The sequence below is a fragment of the Peribacillus sp. P4_C12 genome, from assembly GCF_056402095.1.
Window position 1 is genome coordinate 1 of record NZ_JBFUIB010000707.1, and the last position, 1,579, is coordinate 1,579.

Consider the following 1,579-nt stretch of genomic DNA (forward strand, 5'->3'; position numbering starts at 1 on the left):
GTTTTTGTGTCATGTTAATCTCCCTCTCTATATAAGTGATATAATCGTAGCATCCCTTTTGTTATTAGGGAAACGAATGTTTTTAATAAAACTATTAGATTTACTAATATAGAGGTGATTAACATGAATGCATATTTCGCACTTCTTGCGGTACTTGAAACGGGTAGTTTTACAAGTGCAGCAAAACAACTTGGTTATACGCAATCAGCTGTCAGTCAGCTTGTTCATACAGTAGAAGCTGACTTGGAAACGCAGCTTATCATTCGTTCACGGACAGGAGTAACACTGACACCAGATGGAGAGCAATATTTACCGTTTATTAGAAGTATTTGTAATGCAAATAGAGAATTACATGAAAAGAAAAAGGAAATGCAAGGGTTAGAACGAGGGACTATTCGAATTGGAACATTTTCGAGTGTGGCATGTCACTGGTTACCACAATGGATGAAGGAATTTAAAATAAAGTATCCCAATGTCCGATTTGAAATTCATTTAGGTGATTATACGGATATTGAAAATTTAATTAAAGAAGGGGTAGTAGATTTTGGCTTTGTGAATCCAGATGCAGTGACACAACTCGAAATGATTCCTATTAAACAAGATGAAATGCTTGCGTGTTTACCACCAAATCATCATTTGGAAATGCGTGATAAAGTACTATTACAGGAATTATTAGAGGAGCCTTATATCTTATTAGATGAAGGAGCTGTTAGTGAACCTCTTAATGTATTTCATCGACACCAATTCGAACCGAAAATCGAATATCGTGTACAAGATGATTATGCCATTATGTCAATGATTGAGCAGGGACTAGGTCTCTCAATTTTGCCTTCATTAATATTAGAACGTTTACAATATAATATTGTGACAAAATCGATTGAACCACAAGTAATGCGTACTATTAGTATAGCTTATAAAGAGAAAAGTATTTTACCGATTACAAGTCGATATTTCATTGACTTTATTGTAGCGAAAGGAACGGAATCAGTTATTTAAGAAAGATAATTCTAATAAAATGCTATTTCACAGATTGCAAAAGTGTGATTTAAAGATGAGCTATTAAGGAAACTAATAGGAATATTACAAGTAAGATATAGTACAGTGCTAGCTAATCAAATACAAAAGTGTGTTTTTTTCCTTTTTTTTAATATTAGAAATAACGAAATTTCGATATTCGGTTTGTTAGTAAATGGGAGCGAGGATGAACTATTCGCTTTGTGAAATTAAATAACTATATTATCCTGCATGACGAAGGAGCGCATTCATGTGAGTACTCAGATCTCCAGCTTCTCTAAAGATGCCCGCCAGTGAAATACTCTCATCATACCGAGGGCTCTGTTTTTTCAAAGCCGGTAATTAATGCTCATAGGWATGCTATAGGGGGCTTGAGTTGAACACCGGAGGTAGCTGCCGCACCTCTTTTGTTAGTTTGTGAAGTATTGTACTTAAACTAACGGGTGCGCTAGCTGAAGATCAGAGCTGTCTTTAAGTCAGCTTTTTCTTATAGAACTCCCTCAGTTTAATAGATAATGCTCACGAATACTCGCTTATTCGCAGGATTTCAAACCACATGGTATAG

The 1,579-nt window shown here is 35.3% G+C and carries 1 protein-coding gene; it reads left to right on the plus strand.

Translation table 11 applies throughout. The features are described from left to right. The first annotated feature begins 123 nt into the window (after positions 1-123). The gene (locus AC1DUW_RS28220; protein ID WP_053344588.1) at positions 124-996 is read left to right on the plus strand and encodes a LysR family transcriptional regulator; all 873 of its coding nucleotides are present in this window, start codon (positions 124-126) and stop codon (positions 994-996) included. The last annotated feature ends 583 nt before the right edge of the window (positions 997-1,579 follow it).

Excerpts from the sequence above, each read along its gene's own strand:
- AC1DUW_RS28220 (WP_053344588.1), top strand. The coding sequence starts at position 124 with ATGAATGCATATTTCGCACTTCTTGCGGTACTTGAAACGGGTAGTTTT.